Consider the following 21,835-nt stretch of genomic DNA (forward strand, 5'->3'; position numbering starts at 1 on the left):
CACACGGGTGTCAGTGCAGGCAGAACTCGTTGCCTTCCGGGTCGGCCATGATCAGCCACCCCGGGGGAGGGTCCCCCACCCGACGCAGCACCCGCGCCCCGAGGCCCTCCAGCCGCGCGAGCTCCTCCTCACGGCGCCCCTCGCCGGGATGCAGATCGAGGTGGAGCCGGTTCTTGACCGTCTTCGCCTCGGGGACGCGCTGGAACAGCAGGCGCCGTCCGAGACCGGTGCCGCTCTCCTCGTCGTAGGGGTCGTCCGGGTGCCGTACCGCCATCAGGTCGCGCCAGGCACGGCGGCCGTGGGACTCGACGGTCTGCCCGGTCCCCACGGCACCCGCGTCGAGCAGCTTCCCGATGAGGGCGCTGTTGTCCTCCACCACGTACCGCAGGGCGGCGGCCCAGAAGTCGGCCTGCGCGTGCGGGTCGGCCGCGTCGATGACGACCTTCCAGTGCACGGGCGTGGCCGGACTCGGTGTCTGCGTCATGCGAGCAGTTATAGGGCATGGCACTGACACCGCCCGCCCGCCGCCCCGGGCCCGGTTCTACTGCCCGGCCTTCAGCGCGTCCGGCTCCGGAGCGGCGGGCACGCCCTCGGGGCCGCGTTCGGCGCCCGCCCGTTCCGCGGCGAGTGTGCGGGCGGACCGGTGGGCGGTGCGCAGCGCGTTCCAGGTGAGCAGGGCGAGGGCCAGCCACACCAGCAGGAAACCGGCCCAGCGCTCGGGCGGCATGGCCTCCTTGAAGTAGAGGATGCCGAGCAGGAACTGGAAAACCGGCGTCATGTACTGCAGCAGTCCCAGCGTGGACAGGGGAACCCGTATGGCGGCCGCGCCGAAGCACGCCAGGGGGAGCGCGGTGACGATACCGGCGGCGACGAGCAGCAGCGCGTGTCCCGTCCCTTCGGTGCCGAAGGTGGCGTCGCCCCGGCTGCTCAGCCACAGCAGATAGCCGAGCGCGGGCAGGAACAGGATCGTGCTCTCGGCGGCCAGCGACTCGACACCGCCGAGGTTGACCTTCTTCTTCACCAGCCCGTAGGTGGCGAAGGAGAAGGCGAGGCAGAGCGAGATCCACGGCGGCCGGCCGTAGCCGACGGTGAGGACGACCACCGCACCGGCGCCCACCCCGACCGCCGCCCACTGAGCGGGCCGCAGGCGCTCCTTCAGCAGCAGCACGCCCATCGCGATGGTGACCAGCGGGTTGATGAAGTAGCCGAGGGAGGCTTCGACGACGTGCCCGGAGTTGACGGCCCAGATGTAGACGCCCCAGTTCACGGTGATGACCGCCGCGGCGACTGTCACCAGCGCCAGCCTGCGCGGCTGCCGCAGCAGCTCGCCGAGCCAGGCCCAGCGGCGTATGAAGAGCAGGGCGGCGGCCACGAAGAACAGTGACCAGACCATGCGGTGGGCCAGGATCTCCACCGCTCCCGCGGGCTTGAGCAGGGGCCAGAACAGTGGCACGAGCCCCCACATGCCGTACGCCGCGAAGCCGTTCAGCAGTCCTGTGCGCCGCTCTGCGGCCGGCTTCCCGGTCACGGGTCCTCCTTCATGCCTGACGCGTGCTCCGCCTCCCGCGGCGCCCACCGAACGCGCGACGTCGAACGCGCGCGATGTCCGCCGACGACGGTAACGCCGGACACCCCCGCGTGTCATGTCCGTACCGGCATACGGTCATGACGAGCGGGGGTGCGGGGTCCAGCGGTCCGGGCGGTGCCGGGTCAGCCCTTGAGCGCGGCGGCGACGGCCTCGGCGAGCGGGGTGGTCGGTCGGCCGGCCAGCCGGGAGAGATCGCCGCTGTCGACGACTAGCTCGCCCTTCTCGATCGAGACGTCCACGCCCGCGAGAACGGCGGCCATCGGCTCGGGCACGCCGGCGCCGGCCAGGATGCCGGTGAGCGCCTCGGGCGTGACCGGGTTGTAGACGATCTCCCGGCCGGTCTGCCGGCTCAGCTCGGCCGCGTACTCGGCGAAGCTCCACGCCTCGTCGCCGCCCAGCTCGTACGTCGTGTTCTCGTGTCCCTCGCCGGTCAGTACGGCGACGGCGGCGGCCGCGTAGTCGGCCCGCGAGGCGGAGGAGATCCGGCCCTCACCGGCGGCGGCGAGGACCGCGCCGTGCTCCAGCACGGGGGCGAGGTTCTCCGTGTAGTTCTCGTGGTACCAGCCGTTGCGCAGCAGCGCGTACGGTACGCCCGAGCCGAGCAGCGCCTCCTCGGTGCCGCGGTGGTCGTCGGCGAGCGCGGCGGTCAGGGGACCGGGGGCGCTGGTGTAGGCGACCAGGGCGACACCGGCGGCCTTCGCGGCGTCGATCACGACCCGGTGCTGGCGCACCCTGCCCTTGTCGAACTCGTTGCCGGAGATCAGCAGCACCCGGTCCCCGGCCGAGAACAGCCCGTCGAAGGTCTCGGGGGCGTTGTAGTCGGCGACCGCGATCCGTACCCCGCGCCCGGCGAGGTCCGCGGCCTTCTCGGCGCTGCGGACGACGGCGGTGACCTGCCCGGCCGGAACCTTCTCCAGCAGCTGCTCCACGACGTGGCGGCCGAGGTGTCCGGTGGCTCCGGTGACGACGATGCTCATGGTGCGAGGACTCCTTGATGGGGGGCGGGGATGCGTATGCGCTAACTGTATGGCATGCGCTAACTTTTGGAAAGTATCCGCCGGGGGCGGTCCTGCCGGTACCCGCGAGTCCTGCCGGCGCAGGGGAGGGCCCCGGCATCCTCGGGATGCCGGGGCCCTCCCCGTGCGGGTTCTGTGCGGTTCCGTGCGACGCTCAGCCCACGACGGTCCAGGTGTCGCCGCCGGCCAGCAGCGCGGCGAGGTCGCCCTTGCCGTTCTGTTCGACGGCGGTGTCGAGCTGGTCGGCCATGAGGGTGTCGTAGACCGGCCGTTCGACGGAGCGCAGGACACCGATCGGGGTGTGGTGCAGGGTGTTCGGATCCGCGAGCCGGGACAGCGCGAACGCGGTGGTGGGGGACGCGGAGTGGGCGTCGTGGACGAGGACGTCGGCCTCGTTCTCCGGTGTCACCGTGACCACCTTCAGGTCACCGGTCCGTCGATCGCGGACGACACCCTTGGAGCCGTCCGTGCCGAAGCGGATCGGCTCCCCGTGCTCGAGCCGGATCACCGCGTCCTCGGCCCGCTGACGGTCCTTGAGGGCCTCGAAGGCGCCGTCGTTGAAGATGTTGCAGTTCTGGTAGATCTCCACCAGCGCCGTGCCCGGGTGGTCGGCGGCCTGGCGCAGCACCTCGGTGAGGTGCTTGCGGTCCGAGTCGACCGTGCGGGCCACGAAGGACGCCTCCGCGCCGATCGCCAGCGACACCGGGTTGAACGGCGCGTCGAGCGAGCCCATCGGCGTCGACTTGGTGATCTTGCCGACCTCGGAGGTGGGGGAGTACTGGCCCTTGGTGAGGCCGTAGATCCGGTTGTTGAACAGCAGGATCTTGAGATTCACGTTGCGGCGCAGGGCGTGGATGAGGTGGTTGCCGCCGATGGACAGCGCGTCGCCGTCACCCGTCACCACCCACACGCTCAGATCACGGCGGGACGTCGCGAGGCCGGTGGCGATGGCCGGGGCGCGGCCGTGGATGGAGTGCATCCCGTAGGTGTTCATGTAGTACGGGAAGCGGGAGGAGCAGCCGATGCCGGAGACGAAGACGATGTTCTCCTTCGCCAGGCCCAGCTGCGGCATGAAACCCTGCACGGCGGCGAGCACGGCGTAGTCACCGCAGCCGGGGCACCAGCGCACTTCCTGATCGGACTTGAAGTCCTTCATGGACTGCTTGCCCTCGGCCTTGGGGACGAGCTGGAGCAGCGCGTTGGCGTCAGTCATCGATGGCCTCCTTCAGCGCCGTGGCGAGCTGCTCCGCCTTGAACGGCATGCCGTTGACCTGGTTGTACGACTGCGCGTCGACCAGGTACTTCGCCCTGATGAGGGTGGCGAGCTGCCCGAGGTTCATCTCGGGGATCACCACCCTGTCGTACTTCTCGAGAACCGTGCCGAGGTTGTGCGGGAAGGGGTTCAGATGCCGCAGATGCGCCTGGGCGACGGCCTCCCCGGCCTTCCGCAGCCGCCGCACGGCCGCCGTGATCGGCCCGTACGTCGAACCCCAGCCGAGCACCAGCACCCGCGCGGTGCCGTCGGGGTCGTCGACCTCCAGGGCGGGTACCTCGATACCGTCGATCTTGGCCTGCCGGGTGCGGACCATGAAGTCGTGGTTGGCCGGGTCGTAGGAGATGTTGCCCGTGCCGTCCTGCTTCTCGATGCCGCCGATCCGGTGCTCAAGACCCGGTGTGCCCGGGATCGCCCAGGGGCGGGCCAGGGTCCCCGGGTCCCGCTTGTACGGCCAGAACACCTCGGTGCCGTCGTCCAGGGTGTGGTTCGGACCCTGGGCGAACCGCACCTTCAGGTCGGGCAGCTCCTCCAGGTCCGGGATCCGCCACGGCTCCGATCCGTTGGCCAGATAGCCGTCGGAGAGGAGGAACACCGGGGTGCGGTAGGTCAGTGCGATCCGGGCCGCCTCCAACGCGGCGTCGAAGCAGTCCGCCGGGGTGCGCGGGGCGACGACCGGCACCGGCGCCTCGCCGTTGCGCCCGTACATGGCCTGCAGCAGGTCCGCCTGCTCCGTCTTGGTCGGCAGACCGGTGGACGGGCCGCCGCGCTGGATGTCCACGATCAGCAGCGGCAGCTCCAGCGACACCGCAAGACCGATCGTCTCCGACTTCAGCGCCACACCCGGGCCGGACGTCGTCGTCACCGCGAGCGAACCCCCGAAGGCCGCCCCCAGCGCCGCCCCGATCCCGGCGATCTCGTCCTCCGCCTGGAAGGTCCGCACACCGAAGTTCTTGTGCCGGCTCAGTTCGTGCAGGATGTCCGAGGCGGGGGTGATCGGGTACGAGCCCAGGAACAGCGGCAGGTCCGCCTGCCGGGACGCGGCGACCAGCCCGTAGGACAGGGCCAGGTTCCCGGAGATGTTGCGGTAGACGCCGGCCGGGAACGCCTTCGCCGCCGGGGCCACCTCGTAGGAGACCGCGAAGTCCTCGGTGGTCTCACCGAAGTTCCAGCCCGCCCGGTAGGCCGCGATGTTGGCCGCCGCGATGTCGGGCTTCTTCGCGAACTTCGACCTCAGGAACTTCTCCGTGCCCTCGGTCGGCCGGTGATACATCCAGCTCAGCAGGCCGAGCGCGAACATGTTCTTGCTGCGCTCCGCCTCCTTCCGGGTGAGGTCGAACTCCTTCAGCGCCTCCACCGTCAGCGTGGTCAGCGGGACCGGGTGCAGGTGGTAGCCGTCCAGCGAGCCGTCCTCCAGGGGGCTGCTGTCGTAGCCGACCTTCTGCATCGCCCGCTTGGTGAACTCGTCGGTGTTGACGATGATCTCCGCGCCGCGCGGCAGGTCGCCGATGTTGGCCTTGAGCGCGGCCGGGTTCATCGCCACCAGCACGTTGGGGGCGTCGCCGGGGGTGAGGATGTCGTGGTCGGCGAAATGGAGCTGGAAGGACGAGACACCCGGCAGGGTGCCGGCAGGAGCGCGGATCTCGGCCGGAAAGTTCGGCAGCGTGGAGAGATCGTTGCCGAAGGACGCGGTCTCCGAGGTGAAACGGTCGCCGGTGAGCTGCATCCCGTCACCCGAGTCCCCCGCGAACCTGATGATCACTCGGTCGAGGCGGCGGACGTCCTTCGTGCCCCCCGCTGTGCGCTGCTCTCCTACGACTGCTCCGTCGGCCTGCTCCGCGGTGCTGCTGACCTGGCTGGTCACTGAACTGGACCTCCTCGAGGCGGCTGTCCGGGACGGCCTTCCCGTAGGCCTTCCCCGCATAAACCCTACGTCCGTAAGGGGCGCCTTCCTTGGGGCATTCGCATCTTGGACACGACTTCGAGACGTCTTCGAGCAGCGGCGGGATGCCCCCTCCGCGGGAGTTCCGGGAGTTCCCCTAGGAGTTGAGGTAGGTGAGCACCGCCAGGACCCGCCGGTGATCCCCGTCACTCGGGGACAGCCCCAGCTTCAGGAAGATGTTGCTGACGTGCTTCTCCACCGCGCCGTCGCTGACCACCAGCTGCCGGGCGATCGCCGAGTTCGTCCGCCCTTCGGCCATCAGCCCCAGAACCTCCCGCTCGCGCGGGGTGAGCCCCGCCAGCACGTCCTGCTTGCGGCTGCGCCCCAGCAGCTGTGCGACGACCTCCGGATCCAGCGCCGTACCGCCCTCGGCCACCCGCACCACCGCGTCCACGAACTCGCGGACCTCGGCCACCCGGTCCTTCAGCAGATAGCCGACGCCCCGGCTGGAACCGGCGAGGAGCTCCGTGGCGTAGCGCTCCTCCACGTACTGCGACAGCACCAGCACCCCGATCCCCGGATGCGACTTGCGCAGCTGCACCGCGGCCCGCACGCCCTCGTCCGTGTGCGTCGGCGGCATCCGTACGTCCGCCACCACCACGTCCGGCAGCAGGTTCTGCCCGTCCAGCTCGGCGATGGTCTTGATCAGTGCCTCCGCGTCCCCGACCCCGGCCACGACATCGTGCCCCCGGTCGGTCAGCAGCCGGGTCAGGCCCTCCCGCAGCAGCACCGAATCCTCGGCGATGACCACCCGCACCCTGTCCTCCACGTTGCTCGGCCCCCCACAGCCTGCTCCCGGCCCGCCCTCCTGGCGGCCGGTCGACAGGTCCAGCATTCCAGCATCCGGCGGGGGATGGGCCGGGGCGGCGCGATCCGGGGTGTCGTCCGGGCCGCCGTCCGGGCCGCCGTCCGGTCCGTTCCGCGCACGGCGCCCGGCGCACGGCGCGCGACCGTGAACGGCGCACGGGTGGGCGGATGCGGGCCCCTGGCCCGCATCCGCCGCCGTGTTCGTGGCTGTCCGTCCGTGTTTGCCGGCGTCCCTTGGCGTCCGTCCATGACTGTCCACGTGCGTCCGTGGTCCGGGACGGCCGCCGACCCGTTCCCGGTCCGGCGTCTCAGTACGTGGTCATCGTGTCCGCTCCGCGCGCCACGGCAGCTCGGCGGTCACCCGGGTCGGACCGCCGGCCGGCGAGTCCACCACCAGGATCCCGTCCACCGCCTTCAGCCGCTCCGCCAGACCCGACAGCCCGGATCCCCGGGAGATGTCGGCGCCGCCCACCCCGTTGTCGACGACCTGGAGCATCAGCCGGTTCTCCGCCCGCCACACCTCCACGCCCGCCCAGGTCGCCCGCGAGTGCTTGCTGATGTTCTGCAGCAGCTCCGAGGCCGTGAAGTAGGCGATGCCCTCGATGGCCGGCGCGGGCCGCTCCGTCAGGTCGACCTCCACCTGCACCGGGACCGTGCACCGGGCGGCCACCGAGGACAGGGCGGCATCCAGACCCCGGTCGGTCAGCACCGCCGGATGGATACCGCGGGCCAGGTCCCGCAGCTCCTGCAGCGCCGTCTTCACCTCGCCGTGTGCCTCGTCCACCATCTGCGCCGCGACCTGCGGATCCTCCCGCAGCTTCTCCTTGGCCAGACCCAGATCCATGGCCAGCGCCACCAGCCGGGCCTGCGCCCCGTCGTGCAGATCGCGCTCGATGCGCCTCAGGTCCGCCGCCGCAGTGTCCACCACGACCCCGCGGTCCGACTCCAGCTCCACCACCCGCGTCGCCAGCCGGGACGGTCCGAGCAGCCCGTGCACCATCACCCGGTCCACCGTCGTCAGCGCCCGGACGATCCACGGCGTGGCGAGCGTGAACAGCAGACCCACCCCCGCCGTCACCGTGATCTCGAACGGGTTGTCCAGATAGACCTGGTGCCGCTCGTCGCCGTACAGCTGTATGCCGTCCTGCCCGCCGTACGTCGGGAGGACCCAGAACCACAGCGGATACGTCAGCAGCGACCAGCCCACCGACCAGAGCGTCACGGTGACCACGAAGGACAACACCGCCCACGGCAGCTGAAGCACCGAGTACAGCAGGGACCGCCAGGAGACACCGCTCTTGAGCACGGCCCCCACCCACGCCATGACCCCCTGCCCCCGCGGCCGCAGCGGCTCCGGCTCGCCCACGTCGAGGCCCAGCAGCCCTCGCGCCCGAGCCCGTTCCACCGACCCGAGCCCGCGGCAGCCGGCGAGCGCCGCCGCCAGCACCGGGACGCCGAGGAAGGTCACCAGCAGACCCGCCCCCAGCGACACCATCGTGACCGCGTAGGTGAACAGCAGAATGCTGATCGGCAGGCTCAGCAGCACATACGCCAGCTCGCGCCAGGTGCGCCCCTCGACCGGCGCCCGCAGCGCGGCCGGCAGCCGGTACCGCCGCCGGTCGGCGTGCCCGGGATGTCCGGGCCCGGTGGGGAGCCCGTAGCCCTGTCCGTACTCCGTGGCCATCGGTGTCGTCCTTCGTCTCGTCCGGAGGCGGTGCTCGTCCGGCGCTGTGCCGTCGTACCACCAGACTGCTCCGCCGCAGGTCGGCGGACCATGGAGTCCGTCGCAGTCTTGGCCGGGGGTTTTCCCTACCTCCGGCCGCGGGCGGACGTCCCCTTGGCCTTCCGCGCGTCCTCGGCGAGCACACCGGAACGGTCCCGCCACGGCAGCTCCGCCGTCACCGTGGTCGGACCGCCCTCCGGCGAGTCCACGACGAACAGACCGTCCACCGCGCCCAGCCGCTCGGCGAGGCCCCGCATACCCGACCCGCCCTCCAGGCTCGCGCCCCCGCGGCCGTCGTCCCACACCTGCAGGAACAGCCGGCCCTCGGACCGCCAGGCGTCGACCGAGGCCGACCGGGCCCCGCTGTGCTTGCTGACGTTCTGCAGCAGCTCCGACACCGTGAAGTAGGCGATCCCCTCGATGGCGGCGGCCGGACGCTCGTCCAGATCGGCCGTCACGGTCACCGGCACCGTGCAGCGCGAGGCGACCGAGGACAGGGCGGCGTCCAGACCCCGGTCGGTCAGCACCGCCGGATGGATACCGCGGGCCAGGTCCCGCAGCTCCTGCAGGGCCAGTTTCACCTCACCGTGCGCCTCCTCGACCATCGTGGCCGCGGCGTCGGGGTCCTCCAGCAGCTTCTCCTTGGCCAGGCCCAGCCCCATCGCCAGATTGACCAGCCGGGCCTGCGCCCCGTCGTGCAGATCACGCTCGATGCGCCGCAGGTCCGCCGCCGCCGTGTCGACCACCACACCCCGGTCGGACTCCAGCTCCGCGATGCGCCGTTCCAGTTCGTCGGAGGGCGACAGGAGGCCGCGCACCATCGCCCGGTCCACGTTGGTCAGGGCACGCACGACGAATGGCAGCACCGGCCACAGCACGAACAGCCCGGTCAGCGCGACGGTGAAGGTGAACACGCCCCACGGCAGCCGGATCAGCTCGTACAGCACCGTGCGCCAGCCCACTGGGTCCCTCAGCGCCATCCACAGGCCGGGCCAGAACCCCCCGGCCCCGCGCGGCAGCCGGCTCGGCTCCTCCACCCGGACCCCGAGCAGCTTCCTGGCCCGCGCCCGCTCCAGCCTGCCCAGCAGCCGTGCGCCCAGCAGCCCGGCCGCGAGCAGCGGCAGCCCGATCACCGTGACGGTCAGCCCGGCACCGGTGAACAGCATGGTCACCGTGTAGGTGAAGCCGACCATCGACACCGGCAGGTTCGCCAGCAGATGGCCGATCTCCTTCCAGGTGTGCGCGTCATAGGCGAAACGGGCCGGCGGGGGACGGTCGTCGGGCCCGGCCGGTGCCCGGACCGCCGTCGCGGGCGTGCGAGGGGGCGGGGAAGGTTCGGTCATGTGCCTCAGCCTGCCCGGAGCAGGGGGGCCCGCGCCATGAGGCGGACCGCCCGAAGACGCTGAGGAAAACCCCACCCCTGGTGTCCCGAGTGGTGACAGCTGCTTACCGCTGCTTTATGAGGGCCTAGACTCCCGTGCGAAGAGATCGTCGAACCGTGGCGTTCGGCGTTCACCGGCACGGATCAAGGGCACGGGACGGACAGGGGCCCGGGTGCCGATCCGAGGGAGTGAGGGGCGGACGTGCGGGAAACGACCGTCGTCGCGGCGGACTACTTCCAGTCCTACTCGGTCGTCGGGCTGCTCGCCGTCGTCGGCCTGCTGTTCGTCGCCGTCGCCTTCGGGGCGGGTCGCCTGCTGCGGCCGGTGGTTCCCACCCCCGAGAAACTCCTGACGTACGAGTGCGGGGTCGACCCCGTCGGCGAGGGCTGGGCCCACACCCAGGTCCGCTACTACGTCTACGCCTTCCTCTACGTGATCTTCGCCGTCGACTCGATCTTCCTCTTCCCCTGGGCCACCGTCTTCGCCGCCGACGGCTACGGCGCGACCACCCTCGTGGAGATGTTCATCTTCCTCGGCTTCCTCGCCGTGGGTCTGCTGTACGCATACAAGAAGGGCGTCCTGACATGGACGTGAACCCTGCTGCCCCCGAACCGGTTCCGCTCCCGGAGCCGAAACGGCTCGGCGCGCTCTCCCGGCTGGCGCCCGAACCGATGAAGGTCGTCCTCAACTGGGGCCGCCGCTACTCCCTGTGGGTCTTCAACTTCGGCCTCGCCTGCTGCGCCATCGAGTTCATCGCCGCGTCGATGGCCCGGCACGACTTCATCCGCCTCGGTGTCATCCCCTTCGCCCCGGGACCGCGCCAGGCCGACCTGATGGTCGTCTCCGGCACGGTCACGGACAAGATGGCGCCCGCGGTGAAGCGGCTGTACGAGCAGATGCCCGAGCCGAAGTACGTCATCTCCTTCGGCGCGTGCAGCAACTGCGGCGGGCCGTACTGGGACTCCTACTCCGTCACCAAGGGCGTGGACCAGATCATCCCGGTCGACGTCTACGTCCCCGGCTGCCCGCCCCGGCCCGAGGCGCTGCTCCAGGGGATCCTGAAACTCCAGGAGAAGATCGCCCGGGAGTCACTGGGGGAGCGGTACGGATCCGGCGGCGGGCGGCCTTCGGCGGCGGCGCTGCAAAGCGGGCTGGTCCGGCCGCCGGAGACGCACCGTGAGGGAGAGGGCCGATGACCGCGGCAGGCTGGCTTCCCGCCGACACCGCGGAACTGTTCGGCGCCGAGGCCACGGCGGAGGAGTCGTACGGCGTCCTGACCGTCGACGTACCGCCCGCCTCCTGGATCACCGCCCTGCGGACCGCGCGCGACCGCCTCGGCTGCACCTTCTTCGACTGGCTCAGCGCGGTCGACGAACCCGGCACGGGCTTCCGCGTCACGGCCCATGTCGCCGCGCTGGCTCCCGTACGGCGCCTGCTGCTGCGCACCACGGTGCCGCACGACGCCCCGGCGCTGCCGTCCGCCGTGGACGTCTACGCGGGCGCCGCCTGGCACGAACGCGAGACGCACGAGATGTTCGGTGTCGACTTCACCGACCACCCGGGCCTCGACCACCTCCTCCTGCCGGACAACTTCGAGGGCCACCCCCTGCGCAAGGACTTCGTTCTCGCCGCCCGGGTCGCCAAGGCCTGGCCCGGAGCGAAGGAACCCGGCGAGTCCGAGCACGGCGGCCCCAAGCGCCGCCAGATGCTGCCCCCGGGCGTCCCCGACCCCAACGAATGGGGCCCCCTGAAGGGCCAGCTCCCCCCGGCCCCGTCCCGCCCGGCCCGAGCCGCGGCCAGGCCGGCGGCCGGCGCGACCCGCACCCCCGCCGACCGCCCACCCCGTCGCACGCGCTCGGCGGCGGAGGGCTCGGCGAGTCAGGCGGTACCCGCTGAGGGCGCCGCCACCTCCTCGACGCCCCCGCGTCGCACGCGCTCGGCGGCGGAGGGCTCGGCGAGTCAGGCGGCGGAGGCCGGTTCCGCACCGGCCGCCGCTCCCGCGCGGCGTGCGCGCGGCGCGAGTGAGGGGTCGGCCTCGCAGCGTTCCGGTGGGCCCGCTGCCGGAGGCCCCCGCAGGGCGCGCAGCGCGTCCGAGGGGTCCGCGAGTCAGCGCGCGACATCGGACGAAGCCGCGGCGGCAGGCGACGAGTCCGCACCCGCCCCTGCGGGAACCGAAGCCGACGGACCGGACCGGACGCCCCCGGTCGTCCCACGCAGCCCGGACGCCCCCTGGCATCACGCCCGCCCCGCCTTCACGGAACCGGAACAGGAACCGGAACCCGGCACCGAGCCCGACGCCGGGTCGGCTCCCGAGCCCGGACCGGACACGGAAGGCCGCTCCGGAGACGGAGCCGGTGCGCGCCGTGAGCCCGGGCCCGATCCGGAACCCGCTGCCCACAACGGCTCCGGAGCCGAAGCGGATGCCGGAGCCGAAGCAGATGCAGAAGCGGGAGCCGAAGCCGCCCCCGGTACCCGCCCGGAGTCCGGCAGCGACGGCCCCGAGACCGGGGCCACCACCCCCGAAGACCCCTCAGGAGGCCCGCGGTGAACGACGTGCTCGACGTCGCCCTGCGACTCCTCGTCGTGTTCGTCGTCTTCCTCACCTTCCCCCTGATCGTGGGTCAGGCCGAGCACAAGGTGATGGCCCACATGCAGGGCCGCCTCGGCCCGATGTACGCCGGCGGGTTCCACGGCTGGGCCCAGCTCATCGCCGACGGCGTGAAGTTCGCGCAGAAGGAGGACGTGGTCCCGGCCGGCGCGGACCGCCGTGTCTTCCAGCTCGCCCCCGCCGTCGCCCTCCTGCCGTACCTCCTCGTGCTGCTCGCCATCCCGATCGGCCCGGGCGAGGGCGCGGTCGGCCAGGTACTGGACGCGGGCGTGTTCTTCGTCCTGGCGGTCATGGGCGTCGGCGTCCTCGGCTCGTTGATGGCCGGCTGGGCCTCCGCCAACAAGTTCTCCCTCCTCGGCGGCCTGCGCACCGCCGCCCAGCTCCTCGCGTACGAACTCCCGATGCTGCTCACCGCCGCCTCCGTGGCGATGGCGGCCGGCACCGTCTCCCTCGTCGGCATCCTCGACGCCTTCGCGTGGTGGTGGGTGCCCTGGCAGATCACCGGCGCGCTCGTCTTCTTCATCGCCGGCCTCGCCGAACTCCAGCGCCCTCCCTTCGACATGCCGGTCGCCGACTCGGAGATCATCTTCGGCGCGTACACCGAGTACACCGGTCTGCGCTTCGCGCTCTTCCTCCTCGCCGAGTACGCCGGGATCGTCGTCCTGTGCGGCCTGACCACCGTCCTGTTCCTGGGCGGCTGGCACGGCCCCTGGGGCGCCGACGGACTCGGCTGGGTCTGGACCTCGCTGAAGACCGCGGTCCTCGCCTTCGTCGTCATCTGGCTCCGCGTCACCTACCCCCGCCTGCGCGAGGACCAGCTCCAGAAGCTCTCCTGGACCCTCCTCGTCCCCCTCTCCCTCGCTCAGATCGCCCTCACCGGCATCGTCAAGGTGGTGTTCCTCTAGTGGCCCCGCTCCCCGGCTCCGGTCTGGCCAAGGGCCTGGCCGTCACCCTGCGGACGATGACGAGGAAGTCCGTCACCGCCCCGTACCCGGACACCCAGCCCGACCTGCCGCCCCGCACACGCGGTGTGATCGGCCTGTTCGAGGAGAACTGCACGGTCTGCATGCTGTGCGCCCGCGAGTGCCCGGACTGGTGCATCTACATCGACTCCCACAAGGAGACGGTCCCAGCGGCGACGCCCGGTGGCCGCGAGCGCAGCCGCAACGTCCTCGACCGCTTCGCCATCGACTTCTCCTTGTGCATGTACTGCGGTATCTGCATCGAGGTCTGTCCATTCGACGCCCTGTTCTGGTCCCCGGAGTTCGAGTACGCCGAGACCGACATCCGCGACCTCACCCACGAACGCGACAAGCTCCGCGAGTGGATGTGGACCGTCCCCGCCCCGCCCGCGCTCGACGCCGGCGCCGAGGAACCCAAGGAAGTCGCCGCCGCCCGCAAGACAGCCGACAGACTCGCCGCCGCCCGGGCCGCATCGCAGGAGGAGGAGTCGTGACCCTCGCCGCAGCCGCAGGAACGGCCGCGCACGCCACGACCACCGCCGCCGAGACACACGGCTTCCTCTCCCCGACCGGGGTGGAGATCGCCTTCCTCCTCGTCGGCCTGGTCACCTTCGGGGCCGCCGTCATCACCGTCACCACCCGGCAGCTGGTGCACGCCGCCCTGTGGCTGGTGGTGGCCCTCGGTGGCCTCGCCGTCGAATACCTCCTGCTCACCGCCGAGTTCATCGCCTGGGTGCAGGTCCTCATCTACGTCGGTTCTGTCGTCGTCCTCCTCCTGTTCGGGCTCATGCTCACCAGGGCGCCGATCGGCCGCTCGCCGGACGCCGACTCCGGCAACCGGTGGGTCGCCCTCGGCGTGGCCGTCGTCGCCGCAGCCGCCCTGGTGTGGGTGGTCGTCGACGCCTTCCGAACCACCTGGATCGACCTGGACGGCGCCCCCGCCGGCTCCACCGAGGTGACCGGCGCGAGTCTCTTCCAGCACTGGGTCCTCCCCTTCGAGGCCCTCTCCGTCCTCCTTCTCGCCGCCCTCGTCGGCGCGATCGTCCTGTCCCGCAAGGCGAAGGCCGAGCAGGCGGCGACGGCCACCGCGTCCGCCCCGGCCACTCCCGGCGCCCCGGCCACTCCCGGCGCCCCGGCCACCTCCGGCGCCCCCGCCGGGCCCGTGGAGACCCGGGGCGACACGGAAGGGACCCGCTGATGCACCTCGCCTATCCCGCCGTGCTGTCCGCCCTTCTCTTCTGCACCGGCCTGTACGGCGTCCTCGCCCGCCGCAACGCGATCCTGGTCCTGATGTCGGTCGAGCTGATGCTCAACGCCGTCAACCTCAACCTGGTCGCCTTCGACGTCTGGCTCAGCCGAGCCGCCGAGGAAACCCTGCACTCCGGTCAGGCCCTGGCCCTGTTCACCATCGCCATCGCCGCCGCGGAGATCGGCATCGGCCTGGCGATCGTCCTGGCCGTGTACCGCAACCGCGGCACCTCGGACATCGACAGGCTCCGCGACACCGCCGAGGGCCACGATCCCGAGGGCGACGGCCCTGACGGCCCCGGCAGCGACGAATCCGACAGCGACGCCTCCGCGCCCCGGGCGGCCGCCGAGAAGGCTGAGGCCACCGCGTGACCACGACCACCCTCGCCGTCCTCGTCCCCCTCCTTCCGTTCCTCGGCGCGATCGCCGGGCTGCTGCTGGGCCGCACCGCCCCCGGCTTCGTCCGCCCGCTCGCCGTCCTGCCGCCACTCGCCTCCCTCGTGCTGGCCGCCCTGGTCGCCGCGCGGCAGGGCGGCGAAGGGGCCGTCGACGCCGCCACCGAACTCACCCCGACCGGCTCGGTACCGATCGAACTCGCCCTGCACATCGACGGCTTCGCCGCACTGACCGCCGTCCTGGTCACCGTCGTCGCCACCTGTGTGCAGATCTACTCGACCGGCTACCTGCGCGACGACCCGCGCTACCCCTCCTACGCGGCTCTCGTCTCCCTGTTCACCTCCGCGATGCTCCTGGTCGTCTACTCCGGCGACCTGATGGTCCTGCTGGTCGGCTGGGAGGTCATGGGCATCTGCTCCTACTTCCTCGTCGGCCACTACTGGGAGACCCCCGAGGCCCGCGCCGCCTCCCTCAAGGCCTTCCTGGTCACCAAGCTCGGCGACGTCCCCTTCCTCATCGGCCTGTTCGCCCTGGCGACGGAAGCCGGGTCGTTCCGCATCACCCGGATCCTCGGCGCCGTCGCGGACGGCGGCATCGAGCACCCCACGCTGATCGTCCTGCTGCTCCTGGCGGGCGTGGCCGGCAAGTCGGCGCAGTTCCCCCTGCACACCTGGCTCCCCGACGCGATGGCGGGCCCCACCCCCGTCTCCGCGCTGATCCACGCCGCGACCATGGTCGCCGCCGGTGTCTACTTCATCGCCCGCCTCCTCCCGCTCTTCGAGGCATCCCAGGCCGCCATGACCGTCCTCGCCGTCATGGCCGCCGTGACCATGACCGGCTCCGCCGTCGCCGCCCTCGCCCAGGACGACATTAAACGCGTCCTCGCCTACTCGACGATCGGCCAGCTCGGCTACATGACCGGCGCCCTCGCCGTCGCCGACCGCGGTGCCGCCGTCTTCCACCTCCTGTCCCACGGCGCCTTCAAGGCGCTGCTGTTCCTCGCGGCCGGCGTGATCATCCATGCTTCCGGTACCAACTCACTGGCCGCGATGTCCCGCATGGGCCACCTGCGGGACCGGGTCCCCGACGCCTACTGGACGACGACCGTGGCGCTCCTCGCGCTCGCCGCGATCCCGCCGTTCAGCGGCTTCTTCTCCAAGGAGGCCGTCCTCGGGGTCGCCGAACACGTCGTCACCGGTCACACCGAACACGCCCCCGCGGCCGCGGGCTGGATCGTCCTCCTCGCCGGCCTGGTCACGGCCCTGCTCACCGCCGCGTACGCGATGCGCCTGTGGCTCCTGGCGTTCCGCGGCCACGGTCCCGAGGCCCCCGACCACGGCAGGCAGCCGCTGTCGATGACCGTGGTGCTGTGGGTGCTCGCCGTCCCGTCCCTCGCGCTGGGCGGACTCGCCTTCCGCGTCCTGCCCGACTGGTTCGACGGCCACGACCTGACACCGACCCTCACCACCTCCGTGCTCGGCACCGGCGTGGCCCTGGTCGGCGGCATCGTCACCTACGCCACCTGGCGGCACACCACCGCACACGTCGCCCGCGTCCCGCTCGGCGCCGTCGCCGCCCATCCCGAGGGCGACGCCGGGCTGGTCGAGGCGGAGGCCATCGCCACCCATGAACCCGCCTACGGAGACATCGCGTACGCATCCGACCCGGCGGACCCCGGACGGCTGCTGCTCGGCCCGCTGCACCGCCCCGCGGCCGCCGGTTTCCATCTGGACGCCGTGTACACGGCCCTCTTCGTCCGCCCGGTCCGGGCCGGCGCGAGCCTCGTCAGGTTCCTCGACCGTGAGGTCGTCGAAACCTACGTACGCGGCGCGGGCAGACTGCCCCGCTGGCTCGGTGCCGCCGTGCGACGGGCCCAGACCGGCAATCTGCAGACCTATGTGAGCGCGCTGCTCGCCGGCACCGTCGTCCTCACGGTCGCCGTCGTCCTCGCCGCCACGGGAGCGTGAGCAGGCGTGATCGATATCAACGAGTCCGTGATGCAGTTCCTTCTGGCGTTCGTCGTCGTCGGCCCGCTCCTCGGCGCCGCCGCCGCTCTCCTGCCGGCCCCGCCCGGACTGAAGGGGAAGTCACCCGAGCAGGCCGTGCTCCGCCACGGCGTGACCGTCACCGGCGCGGTCCTCGCCGCGGCGATCGTCCTCGCGCTCGGCTTCGACCACGACCAGCCGTCGAAGATGCAGGCCACGACCGACATCAGCTGGATCCCCGCACTCGACGTGCGCATCCACCTCGGCACCGACGGCATCTCCCTCCCCCTCCTGGTCCTGACCGCGCTGCTGACCTTCCTCAGCGCTCTCCACTCGTACTTCAAACCGCCCGCGGGGCCGTCCCCGAAGGCCTTCGTCGCCCTGCTGCTCGTCCTCGAGTCCGGCACCCTGGCGACCTTCGCCGTCCTCGACCTGATCCTGTTCTTCCTCGCCTTCGAGACGGTCCTCATCCCGATGTACTTCCTCATCGCCCGCTGGGGCGGCGAGGGCCGGGCCGGGGCCGCCTGGAAGTTCATCCTCTACACGCTGCTCGGCTCCGTCGTCATGCTGCTCGGTCTGCTCCTGATCGGCATCAAGGCGGGCACATTCGACATGGTGGCACTCGCCACTGACAACGGCCGGTCGCTGACCACATCCGTGCAGGTCATCGCCGTGCTGGCGATCGGGATCGGGCTCGCGGTCAAGACCCCGATGTGGCCGCTGCACAGCTGGCTGCCCGACGCCCACACCGCCGCCCCGACCATCGGTTCCGTCCTGCTGGCCGGCGTCCTGCTGAAGATGGGCACCTACGGGTTCGTCCGGATCCTGCTGCCCGCCGCCCCTGACGGTTTCCGCACCTTCGCCCCCTACCTCGCGGCGTTCGCCGTCGTCGGCATCATCTACGGATCCCTCGCCTGCCTCGCCCTGGCAAGACGGGGCGCGAACGGCGACCTCAAACGCCTCATCGCCTACTCCTCCGTCGGCCACATGGGCTTCGTCCTGCTCGGCATCGCGACCATGACCCCGACCGGCGTCAACGGCGCCCTGTTCGCCAACATCGCCCACGGCCTCATCACCGGCCTGCTGTTCTTCCTGGTCGGCGGCCTCAAGGACCGCACCGGCAGTACCGACCTCGACACCCTGGCCAAGGAGACCGGCGCCGCCCTCTACGGCAAGGCCCCCCGCCTCGGCGGTCTGCTCGCCTTCGCCGCCGTCGCCTCCCTCGGACTGCCCGGCCTCGCCGGATTCTGGGGCGAGATGCTCGCTCTCTTCGGCGCCTTCGAGCCCGCCGAGGGTCTCAGCCGGCCCGCCTTCCTCACCTTCATGGCGATCGGCGCGTTCGGCACGCTGCTGACGGCCGCGTACCTGCTGATCGTGGTCCGCCGGGTCTGCATGGGCGCCGTGCCCCAGGACGCCCCGACACTCACCGACGTGCGTTCCTACGAGTTCGCGGCCTGGACCCCGCTCGTCGTCCTCACCGTCGTCGCCGGCCTGTGGCCCAGGGCCCTACTGGGGCTGACCGACCCGGCCGTGCAGCAGCTCCTCGCAGGAGGCACCCGATGAGCTCCCTCGTCCAGTCCGTCGACTGGCTGGCCATCGCACCGCCCACCATCGTGGCGGTCGTCGGACTCGTCGTCCTCGTCGCCGACCTGTTCGTGAGCGAGGCCCGCAAGCCGCTCCTCGGCCGGCTCTCGGTGGCCGGACTCGCCGCCGCCACGCTCATGCTGCTGCCCCTCCTCGACGCCGACCGCAGCACCTTCTGCCTGGTCGCCGACCCCGGGGTGTGCAGCTACACCGCGGACCGCTTCACCCTCGTCATCCAGTTCCTGGTGCTCGGCGGCGCCCTCCTGGCCGCCCTTCTGTCCGTCACCGCCCTGAAGGACGAAGGCAAACGGCTCCCCGAGGGCGAGTACTGGTTCCTGTTCCTCTCCTCCGCGGCCGGCGCCGCGCTCCTGCCCGCCTCCCGCGACCTCGCGACCCTCGTCGTCGCCCTGGAGGTCGCCTCCCTGCCCGCCTTCGCCCTGGTCGGCCTGAGGCACGGCGACCGGAAGTCCTCCGAAGCCGCCCTGAAATTCTTCCTGTCCTCCGTCACCGCCACCGCGGTCAGCCTGCTGGGCATCAGCTTCGTCTACGCCGCCACCGGCACCCTCCACCTCACCCTGGTCGCCGAGCGGATCCAGACAGTCGACGGACAGCTCCACACCCTCGCCCAGACCGGTGTCGTCCTCACCCTCGTCGGCTTCGCCTTCAAGACCGCCGCCGTGCCCTTCCACTTCTGGGTCCCCGACACCTACGTGGGCGCACCCCTGCCCATCGCCGCCTATCTGTCGGTCATCGGCAAGGCGGTCGGCTTCTCCGGCCTGATCCTCGTCACCGTCGTCGCCCTGCCGTCGTACGCGGACGTCTGGGGGCCCGCCCTCGCCGTCCTGGCCGCCCTCACCATGACCGTCGGCAACGTCGGCGCCCTGAGGCAGCAGACCACGCGCGCGTACAGCGCGGTACGCCTCCTCGCCTGGTCCTCCGTCGGCCAGGCGGGCTACCTCCTCGTACCGATCGCCGCCGCCGCGTACTCCGACGACGCGGAGAAGTCGATCGGCTCCACCCTCGCCTACGCCCTCATGTACGGCGCCGTGAACCTGGGTGCGTTCGCGGTGGCCGCGCTCGTCGGCCGCGCGCACCGCCTCAACCGCGTCGCCGACTACCGCGGTCTGTACGCCTCCAGCCCGCTCACCGCGCTCCTCCTGGGCTTCTTCCTGCTCTGCCTCGCGGGCCTCCCGCCGGGCATCATCGGCCTCTTCGCCAAGGTCACCGTGTTCGCCGCGGCCGTCGATGGCGGACTCGGCTGGCTCGCCGTCGTCATGGCCGTCAACGTCGTCATCGCGCTGGTGTACTACCTCCAATGGACCGCCCTGCTGTTCCGCGCCCCGGAGGGCGAGCCCGTCCGGCACCGCCTCCCCACGCCCCTCACCGCCGCGATCGCCCTGACCGGAGTCATCGGCATCGCCCTGTCCGGCGCACCCCAGCTGGTCCTCCGCTTCACCGACACCGGACTCTTCTGACCACACAGGTCCGCCTCCGGCACGCGCGCGTACGGCCTTCCGACGCCCTCACGCGCGTGCCGTCCACGACCGGCAGGGGGCGCCGTCACCCGGTCGGTTCACAGGCGGCACCGCGCGCACAAGGGAACTAGTGCCCTTCGTCTGGCGTTGACCGGTACGGGAGGGTCCACTGGACGTGACACCACGCCCGCCCATGGGCAGCGCAGGTCAGAAGGAAGATCAGCAAGCAAGGGTCCCCCTGCCGCACGACTTGGAGGGCGTACCGTGCACCGCCGGCACAACGGGCTCAGGACCGCAGTCCTCCTCGGGGGACTGTCCGCACTCATCATCCTCATCGGCAGCTTCTTCGGCCGTACGGGGCTGGTCGTCGCCGTCCTGATCGCCCTGGGCACCAACGCGTACGCGTACTGGAACAGCGACAAACTGGCCCTGCGCGCGATGCGCGCCCGCCCGGTGAGCGAGTTCGAGGCCCCGGGGCTCTACCGCATGGTCCGCGAGCTCTCCACCCAGGCCCGTCAGCCCATGCCCCGCCTGTACATCTCCCCGACGGAGGCGCCCAACGCCTTCGCCACCGGCCGCAACCCGCGCAACGCCGCGGTGTGCTGCACCGAAGGCATCCTGCGCCTGCTCGACGAGCGCGAACTGCGAGGCGTCATCGGCCACGAACTCAGCCATGTCTACAACCGGGACATCCTGATCTCCTCGGTCGCCGGCGCGCTCGCCTCAGTGATCATGTTCCTGGTCAACTTCGCCTGGCTGATCCCGATCGGCCGGTCGAGCGACGACGACGGTCCCGGCCTCCTCGGCATGCTGCTGATCATGATTCTCGGCCCGCTCGCGGCGTCCCTCATCCAACTGGCCATCAGCCGCTCCCGTGAGTACGAGGCCGACGCCTCGGGCGCCCAGCTCACCGGCGATCCGCTCGCCCTCGCCGGCGCCCTGCGCAAACTGGAGCACGGTACGAAGCAGCTTCCCCTGCCTCCCGAACCCCGTATCGAGACGGCCAGCCATATGATGATCGCGAACCCGTTCCGTCCGGGACAGGGACTCTCGAAGATGTTCTCCACCCACCCGCCGATGGCGGAACGCATCGCCCGGCTAGAGAAGATGGCAGGTCACCACCAGTGAAGACCATCCTGAATCTCATATGGCTCGTCGTCAGCGGCTTCTGGCTGTTCCTCGGCTACATGCTCGCGGGCGTGCTGCTCTGCATCACGATCATCGGCATCCCGTTCGGCGTCGCGGCGTTCCGGATCGGTGTCTACGCCTTGTGGCCCTTCGGATACACGACGATCGAACGCCGGGACGCGGGAGCCCCGTCCTTCATCGTCAACATACTGTGGCTGCTCCTGGCCGGCTGGTGGCTGGCGCTCGGTCACATCCTCACCGGCATCGCCCTGTGCGTGACGATCATCGGAATCCCGCTCGGCATCGCCAACTTCAAGCTGATCCCGGTCTCGCTGTTCCCGCTGGGCCGCGAGATCGTGCGCACGGACGAGGCGTTCGCGTCCACGTCGCGCTGGTAGAGGGGCCCGTCTGCTCTTCTCGGGCCGGGGAGTTGTCCACAACCCGGAAGTTGTCCACAGGCACGCACGCTCGTCGGCGGCGGCACGCACGATGAACCCATGACCGAGCACGAGCAGTTGCCGACACAAGCCGCGGTGCAGGCGGACCGCGCCCCCACCCCCCGTTCCCAGGGCCGACCTTCCCTCTCGAACTCCTCGACGTGGCCACGCAGACACCCGCCGAAGCCACCCTGGGACTCGCCGCCCCACCCTCGCCGCCCGCCGAGCTCTCCACTCCGGGCTCCGGACCACGGGCCGGTACGAAGAGCAGGGCGAAGGCA

The 21,835-nt window shown here is 71.3% G+C and carries 20 protein-coding genes; 12 read left to right on the top strand and 8 right to left on the bottom strand.

The annotated features are described in order from the left end of the window. Positions 1-10: 10 nt before the first annotated feature. From ACIF9R_RS06275 to ACIF9R_RS06310, 8 genes are all read right to left on the bottom strand, one after another. Positions 11-484: a VOC family protein gene (locus tag ACIF9R_RS06275; protein ID WP_399975093.1), complete on the bottom strand. Its 474-nt coding sequence runs from the start codon at positions 482-484 to the stop codon at positions 11-13. 57 nt (positions 485-541) lie between these two features. Further along, positions 542-1,528 carry an EamA family transporter RarD gene (gene rarD, locus ACIF9R_RS06280; RefSeq protein WP_399975096.1) on the bottom strand — a complete coding sequence of 329 codons (987 nt, stop codon included), beginning with the start codon at positions 1,526-1,528 and terminating at the stop codon, positions 542-544. Positions 1,529-1,710: 182 nt separating this feature from the next. Beyond that, entirely contained in the window at positions 1,711-2,565 is an 855-nt protein-coding gene (locus tag ACIF9R_RS06285; RefSeq protein ID WP_399975099.1) for an SDR family oxidoreductase, read from the bottom strand. 193 nt (positions 2,566-2,758) lie between these two features. Beyond that, positions 2,759-3,817, bottom strand: coding sequence for a 2-oxoacid:ferredoxin oxidoreductase subunit beta (locus ACIF9R_RS06290; protein ID WP_399975102.1), 1,059 nt, complete (start codon positions 3,815-3,817; stop codon positions 2,759-2,761). After that, positions 3,810-5,741 carry a 2-oxoacid:acceptor oxidoreductase subunit alpha gene (locus tag ACIF9R_RS06295; protein WP_399975105.1) on the bottom strand — a complete coding sequence of 644 codons (1,932 nt, stop codon included), beginning with the start codon at positions 5,739-5,741 and terminating at the stop codon, positions 3,810-3,812. Before ACIF9R_RS06295 ends, ACIF9R_RS06290 begins: the two co-directional genes overlap by 8 nt. Before the next feature lie 175 nt (positions 5,742-5,916). After that, positions 5,917-6,576 (bottom strand): LuxR C-terminal-related transcriptional regulator, encoded by a 660-nt coding sequence (locus ACIF9R_RS06300; RefSeq protein ID WP_399975733.1) that lies wholly within the window; start codon positions 6,574-6,576, stop codon positions 5,917-5,919. A 369-nt stretch (positions 6,577-6,945) separates the two neighbouring features. Then, positions 6,946-8,310 carry a sensor histidine kinase gene (locus tag ACIF9R_RS06305; RefSeq protein WP_399975108.1) on the bottom strand — a complete coding sequence of 455 codons (1,365 nt, stop codon included), beginning with the start codon at positions 8,308-8,310 and terminating at the stop codon, positions 6,946-6,948. Between the two features lie 125 nt (positions 8,311-8,435). After that, complete coding sequence (locus ACIF9R_RS06310; protein ID WP_399975111.1) at positions 8,436-9,692, bottom strand: sensor histidine kinase; 1,257 nt, start codon at positions 9,690-9,692, stop codon at positions 8,436-8,438. A gap of 240 nt (positions 9,693-9,932) precedes the next feature. Here ACIF9R_RS06310 and ACIF9R_RS06315 point away from each other — a divergent pair, with 240 nt between their 5' ends. From ACIF9R_RS06315 to ACIF9R_RS06370, 12 genes are all read left to right on the top strand, one after another. Continuing rightward, the gene (locus ACIF9R_RS06315) at positions 9,933-10,325 is read left to right on the top strand and encodes an NADH-quinone oxidoreductase subunit A (RefSeq protein WP_030860845.1); all 393 of its coding nucleotides are present in this window, start codon (positions 9,933-9,935) and stop codon (positions 10,323-10,325) included. Next, on the top strand, positions 10,316-10,927 hold the full coding sequence (locus ACIF9R_RS06320; RefSeq protein ID WP_399975114.1) for an NADH-quinone oxidoreductase subunit B: 612 nt from the start codon (positions 10,316-10,318) through the stop codon (positions 10,925-10,927). The genes ACIF9R_RS06315 and ACIF9R_RS06320 overlap by 10 nt, the downstream gene beginning before the upstream one ends. Next, positions 10,924-12,279, top strand: coding sequence for an NADH-quinone oxidoreductase subunit C (locus tag ACIF9R_RS06325; protein WP_399975117.1), 1,356 nt, complete (start codon positions 10,924-10,926; stop codon positions 12,277-12,279). The genes ACIF9R_RS06320 and ACIF9R_RS06325 overlap by 4 nt, the downstream gene beginning before the upstream one ends. Next, entirely contained in the window at positions 12,276-13,244 is a 969-nt protein-coding gene (locus ACIF9R_RS06330) for an NADH-quinone oxidoreductase subunit H (protein ID WP_399975120.1), read from the top strand. The genes ACIF9R_RS06325 and ACIF9R_RS06330 overlap by 4 nt, the downstream gene beginning before the upstream one ends. Beyond that, positions 13,244-13,795 carry a NuoI/complex I 23 kDa subunit family protein gene (locus tag ACIF9R_RS06335; RefSeq protein ID WP_399975123.1) on the top strand — a complete coding sequence of 184 codons (552 nt, stop codon included), beginning with the start codon at positions 13,244-13,246 and terminating at the stop codon, positions 13,793-13,795. The genes ACIF9R_RS06330 and ACIF9R_RS06335 overlap by 1 nt, the downstream gene beginning before the upstream one ends. After that, the gene (locus ACIF9R_RS06340) at positions 13,792-14,499 is read left to right on the top strand and encodes an NADH-quinone oxidoreductase subunit J (protein ID WP_399975126.1); all 708 of its coding nucleotides are present in this window, start codon (positions 13,792-13,794) and stop codon (positions 14,497-14,499) included. Before ACIF9R_RS06335 ends, ACIF9R_RS06340 begins: the two co-directional genes overlap by 4 nt. Further along, a complete protein-coding gene (nuoK, locus tag ACIF9R_RS06345; protein WP_399975128.1) occupies positions 14,499-14,921 on the top strand; it encodes an NADH-quinone oxidoreductase subunit NuoK in 423 nt (140 codons plus the stop codon). Before ACIF9R_RS06340 ends, nuoK begins: the two co-directional genes overlap by 1 nt. Beyond that, positions 14,918-16,912 carry an NADH-quinone oxidoreductase subunit L gene (locus ACIF9R_RS06350; RefSeq protein ID WP_399975130.1) on the top strand — a complete coding sequence of 665 codons (1,995 nt, stop codon included), beginning with the start codon at positions 14,918-14,920 and terminating at the stop codon, positions 16,910-16,912. The genes nuoK and ACIF9R_RS06350 overlap by 4 nt, the downstream gene beginning before the upstream one ends. Positions 16,913-16,918: 6 nt before the next feature. Further along, complete coding sequence (locus tag ACIF9R_RS06355; RefSeq protein WP_399975133.1) at positions 16,919-18,493, top strand: NuoM family protein; 1,575 nt, start codon at positions 16,919-16,921, stop codon at positions 18,491-18,493. Continuing rightward, positions 18,490-19,989, top strand: coding sequence for an NADH-quinone oxidoreductase subunit N (locus ACIF9R_RS06360; RefSeq protein ID WP_399975136.1), 1,500 nt, complete (start codon positions 18,490-18,492; stop codon positions 19,987-19,989). The genes ACIF9R_RS06355 and ACIF9R_RS06360 overlap by 4 nt, the downstream gene beginning before the upstream one ends. A 264-nt stretch (positions 19,990-20,253) precedes the next feature. Further along, positions 20,254-21,117, top strand: coding sequence for a zinc metalloprotease HtpX (htpX, locus tag ACIF9R_RS06365; protein WP_399975139.1), 864 nt, complete (start codon positions 20,254-20,256; stop codon positions 21,115-21,117). Beyond that, on the top strand, positions 21,114-21,515 hold the full coding sequence (locus tag ACIF9R_RS06370; RefSeq protein WP_399975141.1) for a YccF domain-containing protein: 402 nt from the start codon (positions 21,114-21,116) through the stop codon (positions 21,513-21,515). Before htpX ends, ACIF9R_RS06370 begins: the two co-directional genes overlap by 4 nt. Positions 21,516-21,835 lie beyond the last annotated feature (320 nt).

Source organism: Streptomyces sp. NPDC086080 (assembly GCF_044540255.1).
In the GTDB taxonomy this organism is placed as follows: domain Bacteria; phylum Actinomycetota; class Actinomycetes; order Streptomycetales; family Streptomycetaceae; genus Streptomyces.

Excerpts from the sequence above, each read along its gene's own strand:
- ACIF9R_RS06285 (WP_399975099.1), bottom strand. The coding sequence starts at position 2,565 with ATGAGCATCGTCGTCACCGGAGCCACCGGACACCTCGGCCGCCACGTC.
- ACIF9R_RS06320 (WP_399975114.1), top strand. The coding sequence starts at position 10,316 with ATGGACGTGAACCCTGCTGCCCCCGAACCGGTTCCGCTCCCGGAGCCG.
- ACIF9R_RS06325 (WP_399975117.1), top strand. The coding sequence starts at position 10,924 with ATGACCGCGGCAGGCTGGCTTCCCGCCGACACCGCGGAACTGTTCGGC.
- ACIF9R_RS06310 (WP_399975111.1), bottom strand. The coding sequence starts at position 9,692 with ATGACCGAACCTTCCCCGCCCCCTCGCACGCCCGCGACGGCGGTCCGG.
- ACIF9R_RS06290 (WP_399975102.1), bottom strand. The coding sequence starts at position 3,817 with ATGACTGACGCCAACGCGCTGCTCCAGCTCGTCCCCAAGGCCGAGGGC.
- ACIF9R_RS06305 (WP_399975108.1), bottom strand. The coding sequence starts at position 8,310 with ATGGCCACGGAGTACGGACAGGGCTACGGGCTCCCCACCGGGCCCGGA.
- nuoK (WP_399975128.1), top strand. The coding sequence starts at position 14,499 with ATGCACCTCGCCTATCCCGCCGTGCTGTCCGCCCTTCTCTTCTGCACC.
- ACIF9R_RS06360 (WP_399975136.1), top strand. The coding sequence starts at position 18,490 with ATGAGCTCCCTCGTCCAGTCCGTCGACTGGCTGGCCATCGCACCGCCC.
- ACIF9R_RS06275 (WP_399975093.1), bottom strand. The coding sequence starts at position 484 with ATGACGCAGACACCGAGTCCGGCCACGCCCGTGCACTGGAAGGTCGTC.